Below are 1,069 nucleotides of genomic sequence, written 5' to 3' on the forward strand. Positions count from 1 at the left end.
GGCAGCGGGTCGAGCTGGTCGGGGGGACCTTCGAGTCCGGACCACGCCCCGACGGCGGATTTCATGTCAGGTCGGTGCTGCCCACGTACGTACCGACGACGGTGACCTGGATCCGGGCGGACGGCGCATCGGCGCCGGCGGGCCGGTCCTTCAAAGAGTAGGCCGGGCCGTTACACGCGGACAGGGCGAACATGCAGGTGGGGCCGGAACGCCGAGTTCCGGCCCCACCTGCGCGTTCGCCACCTGCACGTTCGCCCCCGCGAGGTGCACCCCGCCACCGGGGCCCGCGGCCCTCAGCGGGTGACGAGCCCCGCGTCGTACGCAAGGAGTCCCGCCTGCGTCCTGTTGGTGCACTCCAGCTTCACGAGCATGCGCGACACATAGCCCTTGACCGTGGCCTCGCTGAGGAACAGCTTCGTGGCGATCTGGGCGTTGGACAGGCCCTCGCCGAGGCAGGTGAGGACGTCCGTCTCGCGTTCGGTGAGCTTGCCGACCAGCGCCTTGGCCCGCTCGCGCGCCGCGTCCTCGTCGGACGATGCGGCGACGATGCGGCGCATGGCGACGGGCGAGAGGACGGTGTGGCCGTCGGCGGCCACGCGGACGAGCCCGATCAGGTCCTCGGGCGGAGTCGACTTCACAAGAAATCCACTCGCCCCACTGCGCAGCGCCCGCATCACATACTGATCGGCGTCAAATGTGGTGAGTGCCACCACCTTCGGCGGCTGGTCCAGTTTCATGATGCATTCGATGGCCGTGAGGCCGTCCACGCCCGGCATCCGCAAATCCATGAGGACGAGATCGGGGCGGTGCCGCATCACGGCCTCGACCGCGGCGGCTCCGTCGTGGGCCGCGTCGACGACGTCGATATCGTCGGCCGAGCCGAGAATCGTTCTCAAATGCGCGCAGACCATGGGTTCGTCATCAACTACCAGTACCTTTACGACTTCATGACCCATGTCGACAGTCTATCCATGGGGCGCTTCCATCGGCAGTACGGATTCGACGCAGAATCCGCCGTCGGGGCGTGGTCCGGACTCGAAGGTCCCCCCGACCAGCTCGACCCGCTGCC

Annotated in this window: 1 protein-coding gene; it reads right to left on the reverse strand. The window is 68.0% G+C overall.

The window, feature by feature from the left end; all coding sequences use genetic code 11:
- Positions 1-293: 293 nt before the first annotated feature.
- Positions 294-956 carry a response regulator gene (locus tag IEY91_RS41435; protein ID WP_164318042.1) on the reverse strand — a complete coding sequence of 221 codons (663 nt, stop codon included), beginning with the start codon at positions 954-956 and terminating at the stop codon, positions 294-296.
- Positions 957-1,069 lie beyond the last annotated feature (113 nt).

This window comes from Streptomyces lasiicapitis (assembly GCF_014646335.1).
GTDB classification, from domain to species: Bacteria; Actinomycetota; Actinomycetes; order Streptomycetales; family Streptomycetaceae; genus Streptomyces; species Streptomyces lasiicapitis.